Raw genomic sequence first — 21,634 nt, 5'->3', positions numbered from 1 at the left:
GGTGAAACTCTCAATCTTATCTAGAGGCCACCAAGCGAAAGCGCGGTAGAGTTCAAAGTGAAAATCTTAATTTTTTGTTTCCATATTATTGACATAATACCAAAATGGTATTATCCCCTACAGGTAGACAGTAAAAAAAGAGGCTATTTGATATGACACCTAGGAGGGGATTTTTTATGGAAAAAAAATCGAAAACACTATGATGGAAATGCTAATTTAACTATGTACAAACATGATTGTTTAAAGCTATATAGTTTCTCTCATTGCCTTAGGGCAACTTTACATGGAGAGACGGGCATGATAGCCTTGTTAGGCGGAGCCAGCTATTGATATTGCTGGCTTCTTGGCTCGTAAGTCATGTCCGTAGAGGCTCCATGTCAAGTTATTACTATCCACTTAATAACATAATTATCCATAAAATCATTTTTGTACATCACTATACAATCAAAATTGTGCATTCTTATTTTGACATTTACACTATGATAGCCATATAAAAGAATTGTATCCAGTAAAATATAATCAGTTTGGAGAACTCTAACCGAAAATCAAGGGAAAACAAGATAATCCTATGAAAAATAGATCAAAGCGTCATTACGGAATAATCCAGACTGACTGATTATTGCTGAAACAAGGGGTTCAGAGCTTATATATGTTTAGATCAAGATGCTTTAAATCAAACTATTGAAACGATGGAAAAGGAAGCTGTTTTAAAAACGGATCATTTTAGCAAAATTCAGTTCTTGTTTACCTAATCATTTGTGCTGCTTTCATGCTCATATCACCGTAATCTTTCGCTGGCAGCAATATCTTCGTCACATTTCTTGTTGTGAATAGGTAAGTTTTCCGCGGCAAAATGTCATTACTACTTCAAGGCGGTCATTTAAAACAACTAAGTCAGCATCTTTTCCTTTTGCAATGCTTCCTTTGCGATCATAAACGTTTATTTGTTTAGCAGGGTTAACGGCTGCCATTTGAATAATGTCTTGAAGCGTACATCCGGTGTAAGCCATCATGTTTTTGGCTGCATCATTCAGCTTCAAAATACTTCCTGCCAGCGTCCCATCCCGCAAAACTGCCCGATCTTCATTCACTCGGACTTCTTGGCCTCCAAGTTCATAGATTCCTTTACCGAGACATTTCGCTCTCATTGCATCCGTGATTAAAATAAGCCCGTCATTTCCTTTATTTTGATAAGCAAATTTCACCATTTCCGGACACACATGAATGCCATCTGCGATAATTTCGCACAACACCTCATCATGCATGAGCACTGCTAGAGCAGCTCCCGGCTTGCGATGGTGCAATCCGCTCATTCCATTAAATAAATGGGTTGCATGGGTAATGCCAGCTTGTATGCTTTTAGCAGCTTCAGCATAAGAAGCATCTGAATGCCCGATGGAGGCGACAACTCCTGTTTGTTTTAAATAATCGGTTAATTCTATTCCACCTTTTCTTTCAGGCGCCAATGTCACAAGCTTTATCGCTCCGCCGGACATATGCTGCCATTTTTTAAATAACTGCAAGTTCGGTTCGAGAATATTTTCTGAGTGCTGTGCCCCTGCTCTTTTAGGGGAAATAAACGGACCTTCCAAGTGGACTCCTAACACTTCTGCATATCCGGGTTCATTCGCTGTTTCCATGTACTTTCTTACATTGATCAGAGCTTTTTCAATCCGCTGTTCAGAGCTTGTCATCGTTGTTGCTAAAAAACTCGTCGTTCCTTCCCGGGAGAGTGCCGCTGCCATTTTGCGAATTGTCTCATCGGTTCCATCCATCGTATCAGCGCCTGCTGCTCCATGAATATGCAAATCGATAAAACCAGGAATAACTGCATATTTGTTTTTGCTTTCAATTTTTTCAACCCGTTCGTCTGTAACAGTCAGCTTTTCTTGAGGACCAACTTCGAGAATTTTCCCATTTTCTATTAATACATATCCATTTTTGAAAACTCGTTCTTCAGCATATACCGTCATATTCGATAATAAAATCTTGTTCATAAAGATCTCCTTTTTCTAGTAACAATCTCTATTTAAATTGTATGTATGTGGAACAAAATGTTAAATGACTTTTATGGGATTTTTAAGCACATATATTGGGTCTATCCGGAAAATTGAAAAAATATGAAACTACTGCTTCCAGATAAAGAAGACTTTAATAATTCTTTTTAGCAGCTTTTCCTTTAAACCGCAGTCGTTTCAGTATTTTGAAGCAAACATATCGTTCATCTGCATGCCGGAATACACATTATATCACAATCGCTTATTCGTAATGTAAGCTTCCGTTCTGAAAGAAACGTTTTTTCGCTAGTGTGCATAAAGCAGACCGGTCCAATCAGTAAGGATATGTCGTTAAGCGAATGACACGCGAACAATCAAGAGACTGACAGCTGGATAAAGAGGCTGAATAATTTTTTTGATTTTCGCAAAACTTTTTATTTATTATTTGCGAATATATAGGTAGTGATAGAAGTTTTGAGCTTTGGGATTGGAAGTGAAGCTTCACGATGGATCAAGAGAAGAAATGGATAAAAGCAATACAGAAGCGGGCAAGTGAAAAAGCGGCAAATAAGCTGATCTCTTATTATTACAAAGAGATTTATGCGTTCGTATTTAAACAAACGTTTGATCAAGAATTAGCGAAAGATTTGACGCAGGAGATTTTCATCAGCATGCTGCGCGGCATTCACCATTATGAGGGGAAAGCGGCGTTCCGGACATGGCTGTATAAAATCGCAAAGGCGAGAATCATCGATTACTATCGCTCGAAAGAATATAAACAGCAGAAGAAAACGGTCAATTTGTTAACAGATCAGCGGGAAAGTGATGATGTGCTTTTTACAATCGAACAAAAGGACGAGGTAAAACAGGTTTTAAACCTGCTTGAACGATTTGATCATGAGAATCGACGAATTGTGCAAATGAAAATTTTTGCAGGCCAAACATTTGCCGAGATTGCCGCAAAGCTCCAGATAAAAGAATCAACCGTAAAAACGAAATATTATTCTACATTGCGAAAAATCAATGAGCAGTTAAAGGAGGATGTCCATGGCCATTGATAACGAAAAAATTCCTTTTCCTAGCGATAAGGAGATCAAACAAGAAATTCAGAAGATTATTGCAAAAGGCATGAACAAAAAGCCTTCCTTTTGGCAATATATGTTCACTATGTATCGCGAAGTCGGTTTCCGCAACGTCTTTCGTGATCTGACGGAAATCGCTTTTACGATTGTTTTAACTATCGCTGTTTTTGCTATGTTTGTTCTTTCAACGGCAGAATATTTTTCATGGACAGCCTTGGATGTATATACATTCATCTTTTGTTTTTCACCTGTTGTTTATTTTGTCATCGTTTTTTTCTTTTTTATTTGCCAAAAGCAAAAGCCGGCGTTTGAGGTGGAAATGACTTGTAAATACAATGTGTATCAATTAGCAGCATTCCGTATGTTCATGTTCAGCATTTTCGCTATGCTCGCCAATGGAGTCATCATTTTCTGGCTGGCAACAGAGTTTTCCATTCATTTTCCTTTTGCCTTTTTATTATCTGTTGCATCTTTATTTCTTTTTGCTGCTGCTTTTTTGTATGTATTGCTTTATGTACCGACAAAAAGTGGGAAAATTGCTTTATTTATCAGCTGGATTGCCGCAAACTTGTTTCTTTCTTACATGAACAGCTATGTTTATCAAGCCTTTTTGTTAAACGTTCCGTATTTTATTTACATCATCATCGGGATGGCTGCGATGTATATATATGTTCATCAGCTTAAGCTGTTTTTCGTCAAAACCAATATAAAAGGAGTTTTGTAAAGATGCTAATTGTCGACCATGTTTCCAAATATTACGGCAATTTTATTGCTCTTGAAAATGTTCATTTACAGTTTGACAACGGAATTTACGGACTATTAGCTCCAAATGGTGCTGGGAAGACAACATTGATGAAAATGCTTGTCACACTCATCTTTCCAACAAAAGGAGAAATTCGTTACAACGGAGAAAATATCATCCATCTCGGCAGCAAATACCGCGAGCTTCTCGGTTATTTGCCGCAGCAGTTCGGATATTACAAGCATTACACCCCTGCAAAATATTTGCTTTACCTTTCAGCTTTAAAAGGGATTTCAAAGCATGAAGCAAAAGAAAAAATACCGAAGCTTTTAAAGCTCGTTGGACTTGAAGATGTCATGCATAAAAAAATGAGGAAGTTTTCCGGCGGGATGATTCAGCGGGTCGGCATCGCCCAGGCATTGCTGAACGATCCAAAAATTTTGATTCTTGATGAGCCCACTGCAGGACTTGATCCGACCGAACGCGCCCGTTTCCGCAAGCTTTTAACCCAATTAGCAAACGATCGGATCATTATTTTATCAACGCATATTGTGTCTGATGTCGAATCGATTGCCAATGAAATCATTATGATTAAAGATAAAACGATTTTATATAAAAAGCCGATACGTGAATTATGCCAATTATTGTCCGGCCGCATTTATGAGACCGCAGCTGATTTTCAGGATGCAGAAATCTTTCGGAAGCGATTTGCAACAATTTCGGAAAAGCAAGAAAATGGCCAGATGATCTTTCGGTTTGTTAGCGACGAACAGCCAAATGAAAATTGGAAAAGTGTTGAGCCGACATTAGAGGACGTATTTCTTCATGTATATGGAGAAGGAGCGCTGGCATAATGATCAAATACGAATTAATAAAAGTTGTCAAGTCGCCGATCTTTATCATTTTACTATTATTTTTTGTGGCGTTGAATGGTTTGATTATTTTCGACCATAAAAATGAACGGGAAAATTTACCTGTTTTACAAAACATAGTTGAGCAATACGGGACGAAAATCGATGATGAAGCATTGGCAGGTATGAAAAAAGAAATCGATCATGAAATGGTATGGGTGAATGAGCTGAATCCAAAAAGCGGGAAGCAGTATCAGTTTCCATATGAGTTTATAAAAGGCCATGAAGCGTTTCTGTACCAACATCTTACGGATCGTGAATTAAACAGGCTATTCAATCTCAACTTGTTCACTCAATATTATGAAACCGCTAAAAGCGTCGATGATATTTACAGCGAGCTGGATGCGACAGAGTTTGCCCGGCAACAAATCAAGAAATACGGATTAAGCGGGGAGGCAGAAGAAACGGTGCTGAACCAAGCCAATCTTTTAGAAAAGCGGCTGCAGCAGCTGGTGAAAAACGGTGAACATCGCCATTTCTTTTATTTAGGATCAGTCTATGAAATGCATTCCTTGCTATTTAAAAAGCTTGGCCGGGCGATCGCTTTTGAAGGAATGATCCTCGTTGTTTTAATCACAGCATTGCTAACTAATTATGAATTTGAACACCGTACATTCTTTGTTGCATTTACGAGCAAACGCGGGAGAAATTTGCTATGGGACAAGCTTGCTGCAAGTGTAATCGCTAATGTGTGTGCTGTTATGTTGTTAATCGCGGCGACATTGATCATTTACTTTTCTGTCTATGATTATTCTAATCTTCTGTTTGTGCCGATTAGCAGCTATTTTAATAGCGAAACGTCTTTTCCTTACATATCGTGGTGGAATCTATCATTCTTGCAGTATGTTTGTTTATTTGTCGGCTGTTTACTATTAAGCCAGCTGCTGTACATGCTGCTCACCTTCAGCTTATCTATATGGCTGAAAAACAGCTATCTTGTTTTCTTTACATTTGCTCTGTTCGCTGGTGTTAGTTTATGGCTTCCAAGCGTTGTTTCACTGAATAGTAAATTTATCTTGATCATGCATGTGAATCCTTTTTATTTAATTATGAATCCGCATGTATGGTTTATGGGAAACAACATTTTTACGATGTTTCCATATTTTGAAGCTGTAACGATAGCAGCGTGGGCGGTCATATTTATTCTATTAGGATTCTTCAGCATGTACAAATTTAAACGGCAACCATTAAATTAGGGGGAAGAATATTGAGAGTTTTTTTATACGAACTAAGAAAATTGTTCAATTGGAAGGTGCTGCTGCTTATTTTGTTCATCAGTTTTCTGTTTTACAAGCTGTTTTTAAGCTTTTATTTTGAAAATTTCCCTAATGGACGGCCTGCAAAAGATGAGTTTATGATTACGAAAGAAATGATCAATAAATATGGGCATGAAATGGACGAAAAAGAGTTTCAACATTTTAAAAACTGGTATAAGCAAAAAAAAGACGAGGCCAATGCCTATTTAAAATCACAACAAGATGCGGAAAAACTAGGCATTACAACATATGAACAGTTTCGACAATTGGATTTAACAAATAAACAGTATGCAGATTTTCATGAAAAAGTCGTGTTTGTTGATCAAGCAGATGTTTTTTGGGAACTGCAAGCATTCGAAAATATCATTGAACAATATGAATCGAAAGGGAGGGATATTGAATCTTATACCGATGAAGATCAGCAAGAACGTGTAAAACAAATCATGGCTAACAAGGATGTCAATTCTGTTCTTCCATATCTTGTCTATGAAAATTACAATGAGCTCACCCGCTTTTGGACGGTTTTGATTATTATAAGCGTTGTCATGGTAACATGCCGCGTTCATATTACAGACAGACTAAACAATGCGATCAGTCTGCAATACACGACGAAAACCGGTCGGAATTTGTTTTCTGCAAAACTTCTTGCTGCTTTAGCAGCCACAGCATTGATCACAACTGTGCAGATCGTCATTTTTTGGTTTTTCTATCTTGGGAATGGTACGGAAGCTTTTTTTCCGCTTTCCATCAATTCGTTCTATAATTCTTACTATTTTTGGTTTGACTTTACATTTGAAGGCTATATCATCACAACGGTGATTGCTACTTATATTGTTGCCATTGTTGCGGCGCTCTTTTCAGTATTTTTCTCACGGATCGCACAAAACTACATCACATTGATCGGCTCGCTTGTCCCGATCGTTGTGCTGCTAAGCTATTGTACTTTAAAATACCTTGTTGGCGAACTGTTTGCGATTCTTCATCCGCTTATGCTTACAATCGGCACCTTTCTTGTATTGATCGCGATCAGTACGATATTTATCATTTACAGAATGAAGCAGGAAAAGCTTGTTGATCTTATATAAGCCAAGCAATAGCGGACAAAGCACGATCTTGATGATAGCGGGCTGGAGATCGATGAAGCAGGAATTCACGGGGTTGCTTCCTTCTTCTGATTTTCCTTCCTCCAGCCTCGATAAAATAACAGACAGTCTGATACGATTTACATTCATTTTTTAGAGCTTCGGCAAGCAATCAGAAACATCATGCCGCTATACCTTCTGATTTTTATCTGCCTATTTTTTGACTGATTTCTATAAATCCCTACCATTTTGAAATTTGATTGATCGAGAGGGGCTCGAAACTTTAAGACAATCAATCTCATTAGAACAATTTTAGTGTCGGCTATTCAGTTTATGGGATTCGAAAACTTTAAGACGATGAATCTTAGACTTTGCCAGCAATTTTTTCTACCTACGCTATATGGTTTAAGGTGGACATTTCAGGAGGCTGGCAAGGTCTTTTTTATTGAAGTGCATTACTTTTGGACACCTGTATCAAGCGGAACGATGAAGGTTTCCGTCATTTCTGTTTTTTTCTAAATCTAAATGTTTTTCCTCTTTTATATTCATTATTGTTATATGATGAAGTGAGGCTTTAACAGCATTACTTGAGCGTTTACAGTAAAACTGAAAAAAATGCCTTTCTCTGCTGTTTTGAATTGTAGCGGCTGGAAGCGTTCAAAAATCTAGTAAAAAACTTCATTATTTAAATTCCTATTAATAAGTTTGAAATTTTAGGTTGACATTTCTTATAGGTAGTTTTATATTATTTACAGAACATGTGTTCTGTTTGGTGTGAATATTAATACTTGTCCCTAGTTATTACGATTTTTAATCTTTCCCCCTCTTATGTTTTCCTCTTATTTTTATTCTCCCTCGAAAGGACGATCTTCACTATGAAAGAATACCTCGATTTGAAGATAGATTTCATGTTTAAGCAGCTGTTCGGCAACCCGAACCGCAAGTCGCTTACCATTGCCTTTTTGAATGCGATTTTACATCGGAGCGAGGCAGATCGCATTGTCGATGTTCAGTTTGAAAGCACAGAGCTGACGAAAGAGACAGAAGATGGAAAAATGAACCGGCTTGATGTACTGGTGCTGACGGATCGAAGCGAGCGCATCAATGTGGAAATTCAAATCGTAAATCAGCACGATTTACCGGAACGAATTTTGTATTACTGGGCGAGGGTTTTCTCCCGGTCATTAGCAAAAGGACAGCCGTACAGCATGCTTCCCCCTACCTTTATGATTACCATCCTTAATTATCGGCTTTTTCCTCATGAAACGGAGCGATTTCATACGGTTTTCCATATACGAGAAGATGAAGAACATTTTCTTTGGAGTCCGCACCTTGAATTTCACGTCATTGATTTACAGCAGTTTATGGTAAAATGGAAGAAATATAACAGAGAAATAAAACGATTGCCAGAGTATCCGTGGCTGATGATGCTGTCAGCAGTAGACGCCAAAAAGGGGAAAATCGATGAGTTTATGCTCAGTGAACTGGAGGTGTTTGCGATGAATGAGCAGGAAATTCGTGAAGCGCTGGAAGAATGGGAAAGCTTAAGTGTCAACCCGGTAAACCGTTATGAATACGAAATGCGTTTGAAATGGCTTCGGGACCAATTGTCAAACCTTCAAGGCGAACGGCGAGCAGGATGGGAGGAAGGGCTGAATCAGGGCCGGGAAGAAGGAGTTCGACAGGTAGCCATAGAAATGCTTCGTTCAGGGCTAGAAGAGGAAGTTATTATGTCGGTTACAAAAATAACTGAAGAAGAGCTAGATGAACTGAAGAAGAAACTATTGGATGAATGACTTTTTTGACCATGAGTAGAATAGTTCATTTTATGTGAAAAGAGGTATGAACTAAAATTTTTTTCATGTCTCCAGTGGATGGCGAAAAGTGAAAAATCGAAACTGGAGGTGTTTGCGATGAATGAGCAGGAAATTCGTGAAGCGCTGGAAGAATGGGAAAGCTTAAGCGTCAACCCGGTAAACCGTTATGAATATGAAATGCGTTTGAAATGGCTGCGGGACCAATTGTCAAACCTTCAAGGCGAACGGCGAGCAGGATGGGAGGAAGGGCTGAAAAAGGGAATGGAAGCAGGATTGAAAAAAGGGTTGAAGCAGGGCCGGGAAGAAGGAGTTCGACAGGTAGCCATAGAAATGCTTCGTTCAGGGCTAGAAGAGGAAGTTATTATGTCAGTTACGAAATTAACTGAAGAAGAGCTAGATGAACTGAAAAAGAAACTATCGCCTCACTCCTTTTAAGCGGGAAGGAACGAGACTCTCATTACATGATCAATTATTGCCTGCTGTTCAAGTCAATTCTGTTAAAAAGGAAGTTACCTGAATTTTGTGGACGAGATAGAGGAGTTATACTTGTTATTCCAGTAAAATGGGAGTGCTGCAAAAGCATGTGCCAACATTGAAGACGCCTGCCAGCGCGCACGAACTTGAAAACTTTTCTCCTTTGACGGGGATTCACGGAATCAGACGTATGCAATCGATGAGCTGACAGGCGGAATGATTTATTGGCTCAGGTTCCAGTAAATGGTTGATAACAAATTATTCATTATTCGTGTGATGCTCCCATTTAGCTTTCTATCCAATCCACTGTTTTGCAGTAGGAATTCTTTTAATGACGAAATAATCCAAAACCCACACTATCAATAGTGATGCGCCTACTAATGGGAAGAAAAGACCTAGAACAATGACAATGACGGCTACTCCCTTTAACATTTTAAAGTTTTCTGGCAAAGCCGGAGCACCCAATTTGCCTTTCGGTTTTCGCTTCCACCACATTATAACGCCACTTACAACAATCATTATAATGCCAATAGTTAATGCAAGCATGAACAGCTGGCTAATGAATCCAAATTCTCCTTGATGAAATGCAATGCCTAGTGAAATTAATTTTCCCAATGCACCATAGTCACTCCATGCAAATTTAGCTAAAACTTTTCCACTGTATTGATCAATATGCAGTGTTTGTTGCGCCCAAGGCAGTGGGCGGTTAGGATAGACGTCAGCAGGATCTAGAAAGATCGTATATACACCGGTTTCTCCATCAGGAAATGCAATTCTATATCCCGGTTGGACGTTGTTTTTTTCTGCAATTTGCATAACTTTATCAACAGAAATTGTTTTCATTCCTTTGGGACTTGATTCGGGCACAGGTAAGTTTTCAGCTGCCCAAGGAACATCTGCTATTTCTTTTGTTGGAATTGTTGATTTAGGAAATGCATATTTTTCCCATGGTTGATCTCCTTCCGGGTTTCCGGAAATGGGATCAACGATATGATGTGCCATGCTTCCCCAAACACCGGACCACATGAGTCCAGAAAACAATTGTACAACGATAAAAACAGAAAGCCAGATTGCTGTAACGGCATGCATATCGCGCCAAAACGTGCGGTTTCTTTTACTCAGGTTTATTCGCGGAATCAATGTCCCAAAAAGAGATTTTCTATTTCGCGGCCACCATAAGTAAACACCAGTAATAATTAGGATAATGAACCAGCAAGCGGAGAGCTCTACTAACCAGTTTCCAATGGTGCCGCCCCATAATTCACCGTTATGCAAATCTTTCACCCATGCCATGAAGCGTGCATTCTCATTTAACTTTCCAATAATGTCGCCGTTGTATGGATTAACAAACACAGATATACTTTCCCCGTTCACCATTATTTCAACCTCAGATGACCTGTCCGGCGCAAAGGAAGGTGTAAAACCTGTAATTTTTGCATGTGGATAATTCTTTTTCACTTCATGAATCTGTTCTGTAGATGAAATTTTATGCTGTCCTTGTTGGACGTAATAAAGATCATGGTACATGTAATTTTCAATTTGTGGTTTAAACAGGTAAATTCCTCCGGTAATAGACAAAAAAATAATCAGCGGTGCGAAAAAAATCCCTGCGTAAAAATGCCATCTCCATACTGTTTTATATAAAGAAGCTTTCGTTTGTTTATCAGTGAATGCTTTTGAATCCTTTGCTACTGCATCTATTCTTTCAAATTCCATTTTTTTCACCCTTTTTTAAGCAATGACAAAACTTTTATAGATCATGTCGATATAACCTCAACAATTGCAATGCGGTTTTTTCCTTATGAATTGTATTTTTCATATGGTCAATAATAGAGCCTTCCTTTATAAACAGAATTTGATCGCCTGCTTCTGCGGCAACATCCATCATATGAGTGGAAAAAATGATGATTGTGCCTTTCATCTTTTGTTCTTTTATCAAATTGACAAACTGATCAATCCAAAATGGGTCTAAACCATTTGTTGGTTCATCTAACAAGAGCAGTTTTGGATTTCCTAACAATGCTTGTCCTAATAATAGTCTTTGCCTCATTCCTTTTGATACATTTTTCACTAGTTCTCTTTTAAATTCTTCCAAACCTATTTTTTTTAAAATGTCTTGTACAGATGATTGATCTTTTTTCCGCAGTTTGGCATAAAATGATAAAAATTCTTGAAGCGTCATGAATTGCTGAGCATGAAAATCATCGGGCATGTAGCCGATCTGCTCGATATAGTTTTTTCTGTTTTTAATTAGACTGACATTGTTTAAAACAATGTCCCCGGAGGACGGTTTTGAAATACCCGCCAAAATGCGAAGAAGCGTGCTTTTTCCGGCTCCGTTTCCGCCGCATAATACGATGCATTCCCCTTTTTTTGCTTCCAGTGACATGGAAGAAAGCACAACTTTTGTTTTATATTTTTTTGAAACGTCGGAGACTTGTAATGTTGTCATTGTCTTTTCTTCCTTTCAAGCTTCCAGACGGAAAATGCAAGCATGATGCTTGAAAAGATGAACATATAACCGACGAACAGCACCCATAACGCTTTTGTTTGCATAAAAGAGATGAGCTCGTCGTATGATTGTCCAAAAACAGCTCCGCCGTCAAGCTGAACAACAAATACTATGCGGAGCAATTCCGCCGGATTACAGAATAAAGATGCCTTTAAAAGCGGAGCTATCATCGGATAAGGGACAAAGCTCAAAACGGAAATGACTGCAGTCGGCCATATCATGATAAGAAAGAACCACACGCCGACCGAAAGTATGAGAGCTTGCCATCTCGTTTCTGAAAACGAGCCAATGGTCAAGCCGATGACGAGAAAAAAACATATTAGCGAGATAGAAAAAATATATAAAATGAGCACCCATTTCAAAGATAATGAACTTCCCAATAAAGTGCCGACCAAAAGGCTCAAACTGAAGCTTAAGCTGAAGATGGCAGATTGTGCGGTCAATTGCCCGCAAAGCTTCCCAACCCAATAGGCAATAGTCGGCAACGGATACGTGCATAAAAGACTCCACTGGCCATTTTCCATTTCATTCGCGATGGAAAACGATCCAGCCACCAGCATAAACAGTGGTACGATGTACAGCACAATGTTGGCGATTGTGCCTGTCATGTTTGTATAGCCTGTGAGAGCAGGGTTATTCCGCTCTAACAAAAATAGTAATGATAAAACGAAAATCCATAGAAACACAAACGTGTAAGAAGAACGCTGCCTGATTGTCAAACGCCATTCGGCTTTCCATATGTTCCGCATAACTCCTCCCGCTGTAAAAAAAGGGCACTTATAAATTTGCCCTTCATTCATGTGAATGATCATTGCCCTCATCCATGTGGCTGTGGTCGCCATTCATATCCGTATGACCATCCTGCATATTCTTTTCCATCATTTCTTTATTCATTTTCCATTTATGATCTTGCAATTGATCGAAGTTTAATATTTTTCCGCTATTTTTTGAAATGAAGGCTTCAGCATCTTTTTTATCTTGGAAAGAAATGACGTTGTAGGCCATTGGCGTCCGTATCGATTGATCATACACGTAGGTTGCTTTATCAGATTCAACCCATTCTTTCGAATGATAATCTCTGACGAATTCCGCTTCGATGTTTTCATTTTTATTTTCGCTTTTCCATTTATACATACATCCGATATCATCAAAAACTAATGTTTTGCCATTTTTTAAAATAAGCTGTGTTGCAAACTGATTATCCATTACAGCCATGTTACATTGAGCGCATTTATCGTTTTTTTCATCAATGGCTCTTGGCGACACTTCCTTTTTTCCGCACGCAGCAGTGATAATCAGTAGAGCGCATAACATGAAAATGAAATACATTTTACGCATCCTCTTTTTTCCTCCCTATCCTCCATAAAGTAATGCTTCCTAAAAACAAGAGAAGACTGAAAACAATGATCACTCCAGAAGATGACTTTGATTCATCTTGTATTTTAGCTGTCATAAGCGGCGAGTCATCCGTCATCGCTTCATTGTCTGGACTTTTCCATAATTTTTGCAATACAACCATGCCTGGTGAATGGAAAAACAGCTGGTATTCTGGAATATCCTTCGTCAAACTTAAAAAGAACGGATTCGTTTTATAAGGTATGTCGCTATAACCGGATCCATCGGCATCAAGCTTTAGAGAGGCGTCCCAATAATTCCTTTTCACTTCATTGTCCGAGCTGCTCAAAGCTTGAGCTTCATTTACATTGCTAATAAACGTATTGTTTGAAACGATGTTTCCGTTCGCCTCTTTGAATTGAATGCCAATAAAATTCCCACGCACTTCATTGGATAAAATAAGGTTATTGGAGGCGCTTTCGGCCAAAATACCAACTCGATTATAAGAAATATTATTGCGAACCACCTTTGTCTCTGTCGCATCAAATAAAAGAATCCCCTGAGCATGAACATTGCGGTTGTTAAAAATGAATTCATTATTTTCGATTTTTCCACCCTTTGTTTCCATGACCATCGCTCCTGCCACGTTATTTTTGGAAATGTTTTTTTGAATTGTTATGTGGTCAGAATACATAATGTGTATGCCGTAATTTGATTGCTGGATGAGGTTTTGGACGGCCGTTGTATAATCGCTTTGCTCCATATAAATCCCATCTCTCACTTTTTCGATTCTGACTTTTTCAATGACATTTTGTTCTGACTTCCATAAATCAATCCCGTTATGTTGTTTTTCACCTTTTATCGAGCTTTGTGTGATGACGGTGTGATAGGCGTGTTCAAGCTTTAACCCGATCCCCTTTGTACGAATATGAACGTGTTCAATTCGGTGATGATTTCCTGATACTTGTATAGCGGCAGCGTTTTTCTCTTGGCTGCATTGAATGACCGTTACGTTTTTTACTGAAACGCGTTGACCTTTGATGGAGATGACGGGTTCTTTACGGCAGGATTGAATGGTTACTTGTCCATTTCCTTGTAACGTAACAGGTTTTGAGAGCACAATTGATTCATGATAAACGCCTCTCGGTATTCTCACGATTGAGTGCTCTGGAGCTTGATCAATCAGATATTGCAATGTGCTTTCGGCATGGATGCTGGATGGATGTGTCCAAAAAAGCATCAAAAAAACGATTAAATACCATAATTTTTTCATGACGGAATCCTTTTTTCAGTGTCATTGTTCTAATTGAAGGTTAGCGTATAATTGTGTGAAAACTATGAAGCCTATTTGGATATTTTTTTACATTTGTTTCCTTTCTTACATTCATTTACTGGCCTTTGCTTTTAAAATTGGCAATTTGTCAAATCCAATCGCAGGAGGTCTAAACATGATGGACAGTCATGTGAAGCATTTGCTTGCCTTTCTATCGCTCGGAGCTTACTAGGACAAATTTATGAAAAACTTCAAACAAATTTCATAATTTCTGGTTATAATTAATAAATTAGAAAATTCATTTAATAAGTTGAGAGAAGGTGTCAAGTGGCTGATGTCTTTAAAGGTGTTAATCGTTGATGATGAAGAAAAGATGCGAAAGCTGATTAGAACGTATTTGACAAGAGAAGGATATATATGTTTGGAAGCAAAAGACGGGTTTGAAGCACTTGAAAGATTAAAAAAGGAAAACCCGGATATGCTGATCGTTGATGTCATGATGCCTTACATTGATGGTTTTACTTTAGTCGAGGAAATGCGGCAATATCTTCAAATTGATTCTCCAGTCATTTTTTTAACGGCAAAAGGGAATGAGGAAGATAAGGTGAAAGGTTTAAAGATTGGGGGAGATGACTATATAGTAAAACCTTTTCATCCTTCAGAGCTTTTGGCGCGTATGGAAGTGATTTTTCGCAGAACACATCGAATTGCAAGCGATGTAAAAATAGCAGCTATTGGACCGTTGCAATTTGATCTTCAAGGCCGGATTGCCACTGTTGAAGGCCGCAGGCTTGCGCTCACACAAAAAGAATTTGATCTATTATTCCTTTTAGCCAAAAATAAAGGAAAAGTATTTACACGTGGTCAATTGCTTGACCAAATATGGGATTCCGATTATGCAGGAAGTGAACGAACCGTTGATACTCATATTAAAACGATTCGTCTAAAATTAAAGGAGCACAGCCATCTAATTCAAACCGTTTGGGGAATCGGTTACAAGTTTGAGGTGCCGTCTTGAAAAAAATAAAACATTTTTCAGTTAGTCAAAAAGTATTGCTGCTCTTTTTCATCAGCATTATTTTTTCCATCTTGTTTTCTTTTCTGTTCATTCACTTCCTATATAAAGAGCTTTACATTCGCAGTGTGAAAGAGCGGCTTATTTTTGAAGGAAAGCAGACAGCTGCTCACTTTCATTACGGCTCGCTTAGTGAAGATATTAAAGAAAAAATTGAATGGTATAATCTCATTTCACCTTATGAAGTAATAGCTGTTGATCAATTAGATGAGCTTCATCAACATTTTCCGTATCAAATTGATTACAAACATCTGATCAGTCAAGAAGATGAGAAAAAGCTCTCATCCGGGCAATACGTAGTTAAAGAGGGCTATGTTCATGAATTGGATCGAAAGATTGTCGGAGCAATATTCCCGCTAACCCACGAACAGAACTTAATAGGTTTTATATATATTTATATTCCTTTAGCCGAAATACCAGAGGTTTTTAGTAAAGGGATTCCGATTTTAATCTTGTTCGGTTTAATCTTTTTCGTATTGATCTATTTTGTTATCACGTACTCAATTCATTCGATCTTTCGTTCGCTGCGAACTATTCAAACGATTGCAAAAGAGATCAGCCGCGGAAATTTTTCTAAAAGAGTTCCTATCCAAACGTCAGATGATATAGGAGAATTGGCGAGCGCCTTCAACAAAATGACGGAATCTCTTGAAAAACAAGACGAGCGCAAGAAAGAATTTTTATCCAACGTGGCTCATGAATTAAGAACCCCTCTCACATATATTGGAGGATACACGCAAATCTTGCTGGATGAAGCTTATTCATCAAAAGAAGAGGCGAAAAATCATCTTCTGCTCATCAATAAAGAAACAACGCGAATGCAGAAGCTCATAAACGACTTATTACAATTAAATGAGCTGGAAAACAAAGATATGACTCTTGAAGCAGAGCCGATCGCCTTTTCCCAATTGATTCTTGATTCATTAGAACTGTTTGCGCCTGCGCTGAAGAAAAGGAATATATCCATCAAAACAGATTTAGATGATGAAATCATCATTATGGGAGATATGAACCGGCTGCATCAAGTTTTTTGTAATGTGATTGACAATGCCATTAAGTATTCCTTCGAAAACGGGATGATCAACATTGCATTGTATCAGAAAGAGAAGCGGGCTGTTGTTATCGTTCGGGATAATGGAATAGGCATACCGAAAAAAGAATTGGATCGTATAGGGGAACGTTTTTACCGGACAGATAAATCGCGTTCAAGAGAAACAGGGGGAACAGGCCTCGGGCTTTCCATCGTCAAACAAATTGTTGCTTTACATAACGGGACGATGAAAATTGAAAGTGAAGAAGGGCAAGGAACATCGGTTATTTTGTCATTTCCGATAGTAGAGTAGATGTTTAAAAAGGCTATACGAAATGTGGCCTTCAGGCAGTACGATAAAAGTTTCCTCTGGTCTGCAAATGCTTTTGATCAATCTTTTTTGAGGTTTCGCATTTTTTAACCTACTGACGAATATTTCAAGAAATTTTTTAGCTAAACGTCGTTCCTGTTTAAGATTCCTAAACAACCATCATTGAAACTCATCAGTATATTTATCCTTTTATTTCCGTGAAAAATCCCTCTGTGAGACAGGTTAGGTGTTTTTTGCAAAATAAAAGTGCAGAGAATTGCAAAATCCTTATGCAGTGATATGCAATGGGGCTTTACATGGAGGAGGAGCCATGATAACCTTTTTTGGTTTTGCCAAAACTGTTGAAGCTGGCGCTTGACTAAAGAATCATGGCTACAGAGGATTTACGCCAAGCCCTTGATGGATAGATCACATATACATTTATTCAAAATTTTGATAAAGATATACTGCAACACTCTGTATTTTTTTCTTGCAGAAAACGAAGGTTAAACTTTTTCCTAACTGTCTGCATAAGAGGGATCATAATAAAAGCCGGGTTTAATTTGTAAGATTGCTTATATGTTGTTGTTCAACATTTATTTTTATGTTCTTCATGGAAAATCTTTTGCCTTCAACATCCTCGCTCTCAGATAATTTGGAAGTGTTGACTGCTACATAATATGTTCCCGTTTTATCTATAGCTATATGAAATTTCTCCTCAAATTTTTGATTAGGCTTGATTTCGTCTTTATATAAAACTCTGTTTGAGGTTTAATCTTTTGAATAAATTACTTCACCTCGCTTATCCTTTATAATGAATGATTCTATTATTGGTTTACTATGAAATAAAGTTGTTTCAGCTCCGTTATTTTTAAAAGCTGCAATGATATCAAATTCTTGTTTGTTTTTAACCACTTTGGGGACTTTTAATTTCAGCTCAAAATTTCCGTAACTTGCAGTTTTCTCATCTTTCTTTAATTCATTTACATTATTGCAGCCAACCAAAAAAACATAATGAATAATAAAATAATGTTACGCAATCTTTTCACTCCTGAATCTATATTCATTTAAAACTAGTCTAATTCCTAATTGGGCATTAGTAGGTATATAAATGATGACCTCACTTAATATTCCTATAAGTCTATTTTGCCGCTCACAAGTAATTAAGCTTGTCTTATTCCCTTACGTATGATGCCAGAATAAACTTTTTTGTAATATTATGTAAATAAAAATCAGCAATTTAGAGTAATTCAAAAGCATTAAATCTTGCAAATTCAGTCCACACATTTGATAGTGTAAAAATGAAAACATGAAGACTGCTTCCCGTTAGTGAATACAAGGAGGAATACAATCGTGGTTCAACACCCATTGCCTTTGAAATGATAAGTTTTGCATCGTTTTTTGACTAAAAATTAGGGATTTATAGTCTAATCCTTCATTTGATAAGAAAGATTATTTTTTCGTTAATAAATGATAGATTTCCTGTAGTCTAAAATTCATGCAATAAAAATAAAACAATCCGATTCATTCATATATTTATCAGCTGCTGAAAGCGTGCGGTTTACACCATTTTGCTTTCATGAACGAATATCGCTTCGTTACGTCGTGCGCTTGCGTTCATTACGGTATTTCTTCTGGAACGTTGAACGTCTTTTTCTCGTTACTCCGTACTTTTATATGTCTTTTGGCTTATAGCCACCCTTGAAAGCAGGTAAGACTTTCTTTCATTTCTACAGCTCCAATCTGTTTCCACCGTTTTGTCCGCTCATGCACCACTTTTCAATTTTAAGTGAAAAACTGTGTATTAAATAAAAGGTTAAAACATTTTACACTAAAAGCATCTAATGAGCAGAGACTAGATCAAAAGGAGGAGATCGTAATGAGTGACTCATGGCTTGAATTAGAAGGAAAGGTGGCGATTGTAACAGGCGGCGCTTCCGGGATCGGATTACATATCACAAACGAACTGATCCGAAATGGGGCAAAAGTTGTTGTAGCCGATTTAAATGGAGAAGAAGGACCGCAAGATAATGGTTCTTATTTTCTAAAATGTGACGTTACAAAAAAAGAAAGCGTTGACAAAATGGTGGCCGAAACCGTGAAATTATTCGGCTCAGTCGATATTTTAGTAAATAATGCCGGAGTCAACCTGCCAAGACTGTTAGTCGATGTCAAAGGTGAAAAACCTGAATACGAGTTGAATGAGAAAGATTTTGACTTTATGGTAGCTGTCAATCAAAAAGGTCCTTACCTTTGTGCACAGGCGTCTGCCAGGGAAATGATTAAACAAAATAAAGGAGTTATTATCAATATTGCTTCCGAAGCCGGACAGGAAGGATCATCTGGACAAAGCTGCTATGCCGCGACAAAGGGAGCATTAATAGCTTTCACTCGTTCGTGGGCAAAAGAACTCGGCAAATACAATATCCGAGTTGTTGCGGTGGCGCCTGGCATCAACGAACCGACAGGCTTGACGTCAGATGCTTATAATGAAGCGCTTGCCTATACTCGAGGCGTCACAGTTGATCAATTGTCAACGGATTACAGCAATTCCATTCCTCTTGGGCGTCCGGGTAAACTAAAAGAAATAGCCGATTTAGTTTCTTACTTGGCTTCAGACCGTGCAAGTTATATTACTGGTACGACAGTTAATATTTCTGGAGGCAAATCCCGCGGTTAAGATCACAGCAGCCTAAAAAAATGGTCCTATAACGAAATATCACAAAATTCCAATCACTACCTTTGACTGATAGACGAAACTATGTCACTTTATTTTTACGTAAAAGGTGGTGAATATTGTTGGATTTTACAATTGATGGCCGTGTTGTTCAAATGCTAGAAACGTTTCAAAAAAAATCCTATTGTTCTTTGGATTATCTTGCCAACTCATTGGGGGTCAGCACGAGAACAATCCGCAATTATATTAAGCTACTTAACAGTGAACTGAATGGGATTGCAGCCATCAAAAACGAAAAGGGAAAAGGCTACCATTTGTTTATTGAAGATGGGCATAGGTTTGATGATTTCATTGAAACCGTTTCTAAGAAGAAAAACATGCTGGATTCATCACAAAGGCGTATCGCTTTTATCATTGATCGATTAATCAACAGCAAAGGAAGGAATACGCTGGATGAGCTCGCTTTTGACATGAATCTGGGGAGAACAACTCTTGTAAATGAAATAAAAAAAGCTGCCGTAGCGTTGGAATCTTACAATTTAGCCATTCATGGAAAACCGAACAGCGGGATGAGCCTAAAAGGAAATGAACTGGATATCCGTTTTTTTATATTAGATAACGTCTATGACTATTTATACGGGGATTACCCGCTGGATGAAGATATTAAAGAAGAAATAATGAAGATTGCCAATCACTACAATTTAGAGTCTACCACCCAAAAAAAGTTAATGCAATTTATTATTGTCATGTTGGATCGTTTTATAAAAAATCATCCTCTTACGGAATTGGATGAAAAATATAACAAACTATTAAATACACAGGACTATTCGATTGCTTCAGAAATCGTTTCCGTAATCGAACGGCATTTGCCGGTTGAAATTTCACAACCTGAAATACTGTTTATAACATTGCCGATCGCGGGAAGAAGAACGCCGACAAACATTCGAACAATTGCAGATATTACAATTTCCGACGATATTAAACGTCTCTTGGACTTAATAATCGAACAAGTAGGGTTTGATAAAAGCATTATTTTCGAAAATGAAACATTTTTCAAAGATATTCTGTATCATTTAACCTTTATGCTGAACCGCTTGATGTTTGATGTGCGTTTGAAAAATCCGCAGCTGGCTGATGTGAAGGAGAAGTATCCTGTCGCCTTTAAATTGGCCGAAATTGCCGGGCAAGTAATTGAGAAAGAGTATGGACTGAAGGTTCCTGAAGATGAGCTTGGCTACCTATCCTTGTATTTCGGAGTATTCATTGCCCAACATGATGAAATAACGAGAGCATTAAAAAAAGTTGCAGTCATTTGCGGAACCGGGCGGGGATCTGCCAAATTAGTCTCTATTCAACTGCAGCGCATATTAAATCCAAATACTCAAATTGATATTTACTCTGAAATTGAAGTTTCAAAAGAGCTTTTGAATCAATACGATATGGTCTTTTCAACAGTAAAGCTTCATTTTGCAATTGATCCACCTGTCATCATAATTAACGAAATCTTTGACGAAGCGAATGTTTCCAGGCAAATAGAAAAGATGACCTATCGGAAAAAATTTAAAATGAAAGATTTTGGCAATCACCGTTCAATTTTAAAACTTTTACTCAACAAAGATAAATTCTTCGTCTTAGATACAAATAAAGGCTACCACGAAAATGTGAATGATATGATCGACGTTTTAGTCAAGAAAGGCTATTTGGACGAAGGGTTTAAAGAGAGGCTGAGAGAAAGGGAAGAGAAAGGATCAATGGTTTTTGACCGGTATATATCCTTGCCGCATACAGTTAACTACAAGTCCAATCAGATTGAAATGGCGATCGGTGTTTTTCCTGAAAAAGCAGTGGTTGACGGGAAGGAAATCAAGCTTGTCTTTCTGTTGGGAATACCGGAAAAAGCCGATAATGATGCAAGCCTCCTGATTAAAATTTACGATGAAATCATCAAAATCGCCTCTGATCAGAAACAGGTAGAGGAATTGGCCGGTGCAGCCAGCTACGAAGATTTTACAAAATACCTCGAACAAGCAAGCAGTTCATCATCAATCTTAGGGATGTGAT

At 37.9% G+C, this 21,634-nt stretch carries 17 protein-coding genes; 11 read left to right on the top strand and 6 right to left on the bottom strand.

Annotated features, from left to right (window positions below; genetic code table 11):
• Positions 1-812 precede the first annotated feature (812 nt).
• A complete protein-coding gene (gene nagA, locus NSQ94_RS17710; protein WP_339193511.1) occupies positions 813-1,997 on the bottom strand; it encodes an N-acetylglucosamine-6-phosphate deacetylase in 1,185 nt (394 codons plus the stop codon).
• A 506-nt stretch (positions 1,998-2,503) separates the two neighbouring features.
• On the opposite strand from nagA, the gene NSQ94_RS17705 reads away from it, so the two are divergent.
• The 7 genes from NSQ94_RS17705 (at position 2,504) to NSQ94_RS17675 (ending at position 9,322) form a co-directional block, all read left to right on the top strand.
• The gene (locus NSQ94_RS17705) at positions 2,504-3,055 is read left to right on the top strand and encodes a sigma-70 family RNA polymerase sigma factor (protein WP_063388899.1); all 552 of its coding nucleotides are present in this window, start codon (positions 2,504-2,506) and stop codon (positions 3,053-3,055) included.
• Positions 3,045-3,803: a hypothetical protein gene (locus NSQ94_RS17700; RefSeq protein ID WP_066251127.1), complete on the top strand. Its 759-nt coding sequence runs from the start codon at positions 3,045-3,047 to the stop codon at positions 3,801-3,803. Before NSQ94_RS17705 ends, NSQ94_RS17700 begins: the two co-directional genes overlap by 11 nt.
• A gap of 2 nt (positions 3,804-3,805) precedes the next feature.
• Positions 3,806-4,675, top strand: a complete 870-nt coding sequence (locus tag NSQ94_RS17695; RefSeq protein WP_339193509.1) for an ABC transporter ATP-binding protein — start codon at positions 3,806-3,808, stop codon at positions 4,673-4,675.
• Complete coding sequence (locus tag NSQ94_RS17690) at positions 4,675-5,928, top strand: hypothetical protein (RefSeq protein WP_339193507.1); 1,254 nt, start codon at positions 4,675-4,677, stop codon at positions 5,926-5,928. The genes NSQ94_RS17695 and NSQ94_RS17690 overlap by 1 nt, the downstream gene beginning before the upstream one ends.
• A gap of 11 nt (positions 5,929-5,939) precedes the next feature.
• Complete coding sequence (locus NSQ94_RS17685) at positions 5,940-7,073, top strand: hypothetical protein (protein ID WP_339193504.1); 1,134 nt, start codon at positions 5,940-5,942, stop codon at positions 7,071-7,073.
• 872 nt (positions 7,074-7,945) lie between these two features.
• Positions 7,946-8,866 carry an Rpn family recombination-promoting nuclease/putative transposase gene (locus NSQ94_RS17680; RefSeq protein ID WP_339193501.1) on the top strand — a complete coding sequence of 307 codons (921 nt, stop codon included), beginning with the start codon at positions 7,946-7,948 and terminating at the stop codon, positions 8,864-8,866.
• Positions 8,867-8,983: 117 nt separating this feature from the next.
• Positions 8,984-9,322, top strand: a complete 339-nt coding sequence (locus NSQ94_RS17675) for a hypothetical protein (RefSeq protein ID WP_339193499.1) — start codon at positions 8,984-8,986, stop codon at positions 9,320-9,322.
• Between the two features lie 333 nt (positions 9,323-9,655).
• On the opposite strand, the gene NSQ94_RS17670 is transcribed toward NSQ94_RS17675, so the two are convergent.
• The 5 genes from NSQ94_RS17670 to NSQ94_RS17650 are packed head-to-tail and all read right to left on the bottom strand — an operon-like array spanning position 9,656 to position 14,481.
• A complete protein-coding gene (locus NSQ94_RS17670; protein ID WP_339193497.1) occupies positions 9,656-11,077 on the bottom strand; it encodes a PepSY domain-containing protein in 1,422 nt (473 codons plus the stop codon).
• 34 nt (positions 11,078-11,111) lie between these two features.
• Positions 11,112-11,813, bottom strand: a complete 702-nt coding sequence (locus NSQ94_RS17665; protein ID WP_339193495.1) for an ABC transporter ATP-binding protein — start codon at positions 11,811-11,813, stop codon at positions 11,112-11,114.
• Positions 11,810-12,622: an ABC transporter permease subunit gene (locus tag NSQ94_RS17660; RefSeq protein ID WP_339193492.1), complete on the bottom strand. Its 813-nt coding sequence runs from the start codon at positions 12,620-12,622 to the stop codon at positions 11,810-11,812. The genes NSQ94_RS17665 and NSQ94_RS17660 overlap by 4 nt, the downstream gene beginning before the upstream one ends.
• 43 nt (positions 12,623-12,665) lie before the next feature.
• On the bottom strand, positions 12,666-13,211 hold the full coding sequence (locus NSQ94_RS17655) for a nitrous oxide reductase accessory protein NosL (RefSeq protein WP_327848122.1): 546 nt from the start codon (positions 13,209-13,211) through the stop codon (positions 12,666-12,668).
• A complete protein-coding gene (locus tag NSQ94_RS17650) occupies positions 13,204-14,481 on the bottom strand; it encodes a NosD domain-containing protein (protein WP_339193489.1) in 1,278 nt (425 codons plus the stop codon). The genes NSQ94_RS17655 and NSQ94_RS17650 overlap by 8 nt, the downstream gene beginning before the upstream one ends.
• Before the next feature lie 334 nt (positions 14,482-14,815).
• Between NSQ94_RS17650 and NSQ94_RS17645 the strand changes: the two genes are divergently transcribed.
• From NSQ94_RS17645 to NSQ94_RS17630, 4 genes are all read left to right on the top strand, one after another.
• Positions 14,816-15,499, top strand: coding sequence for a response regulator transcription factor (locus NSQ94_RS17645; RefSeq protein ID WP_063388886.1), 684 nt, complete (start codon positions 14,816-14,818; stop codon positions 15,497-15,499).
• Positions 15,496-16,899, top strand: a complete 1,404-nt coding sequence (locus tag NSQ94_RS17640) for an ATP-binding protein (RefSeq protein ID WP_066251154.1) — start codon at positions 15,496-15,498, stop codon at positions 16,897-16,899. The genes NSQ94_RS17645 and NSQ94_RS17640 overlap by 4 nt, the downstream gene beginning before the upstream one ends.
• A gap of 1,876 nt (positions 16,900-18,775) precedes the next feature.
• Positions 18,776-19,576: an SDR family oxidoreductase gene (locus NSQ94_RS17635; protein WP_066251157.1), complete on the top strand. Its 801-nt coding sequence runs from the start codon at positions 18,776-18,778 to the stop codon at positions 19,574-19,576.
• A 116-nt stretch (positions 19,577-19,692) separates the two neighbouring features.
• The gene (locus NSQ94_RS17630; RefSeq protein WP_339229758.1) at positions 19,693-21,633 is read left to right on the top strand and encodes a BglG family transcription antiterminator; all 1,941 of its coding nucleotides are present in this window, start codon (positions 19,693-19,695) and stop codon (positions 21,631-21,633) included.
• The last annotated feature ends 1 nt before the right edge of the window (position 21,634 follow it).

The organism is Aeribacillus sp. FSL K6-2833, from assembly GCF_037965815.1.
Lineage (GTDB): Bacteria > Bacillota > Bacilli > Bacillales > Aeribacillaceae > Aeribacillus > Aeribacillus composti.
This window is presented reverse-complemented; position numbering and strand designations above follow the sequence as displayed.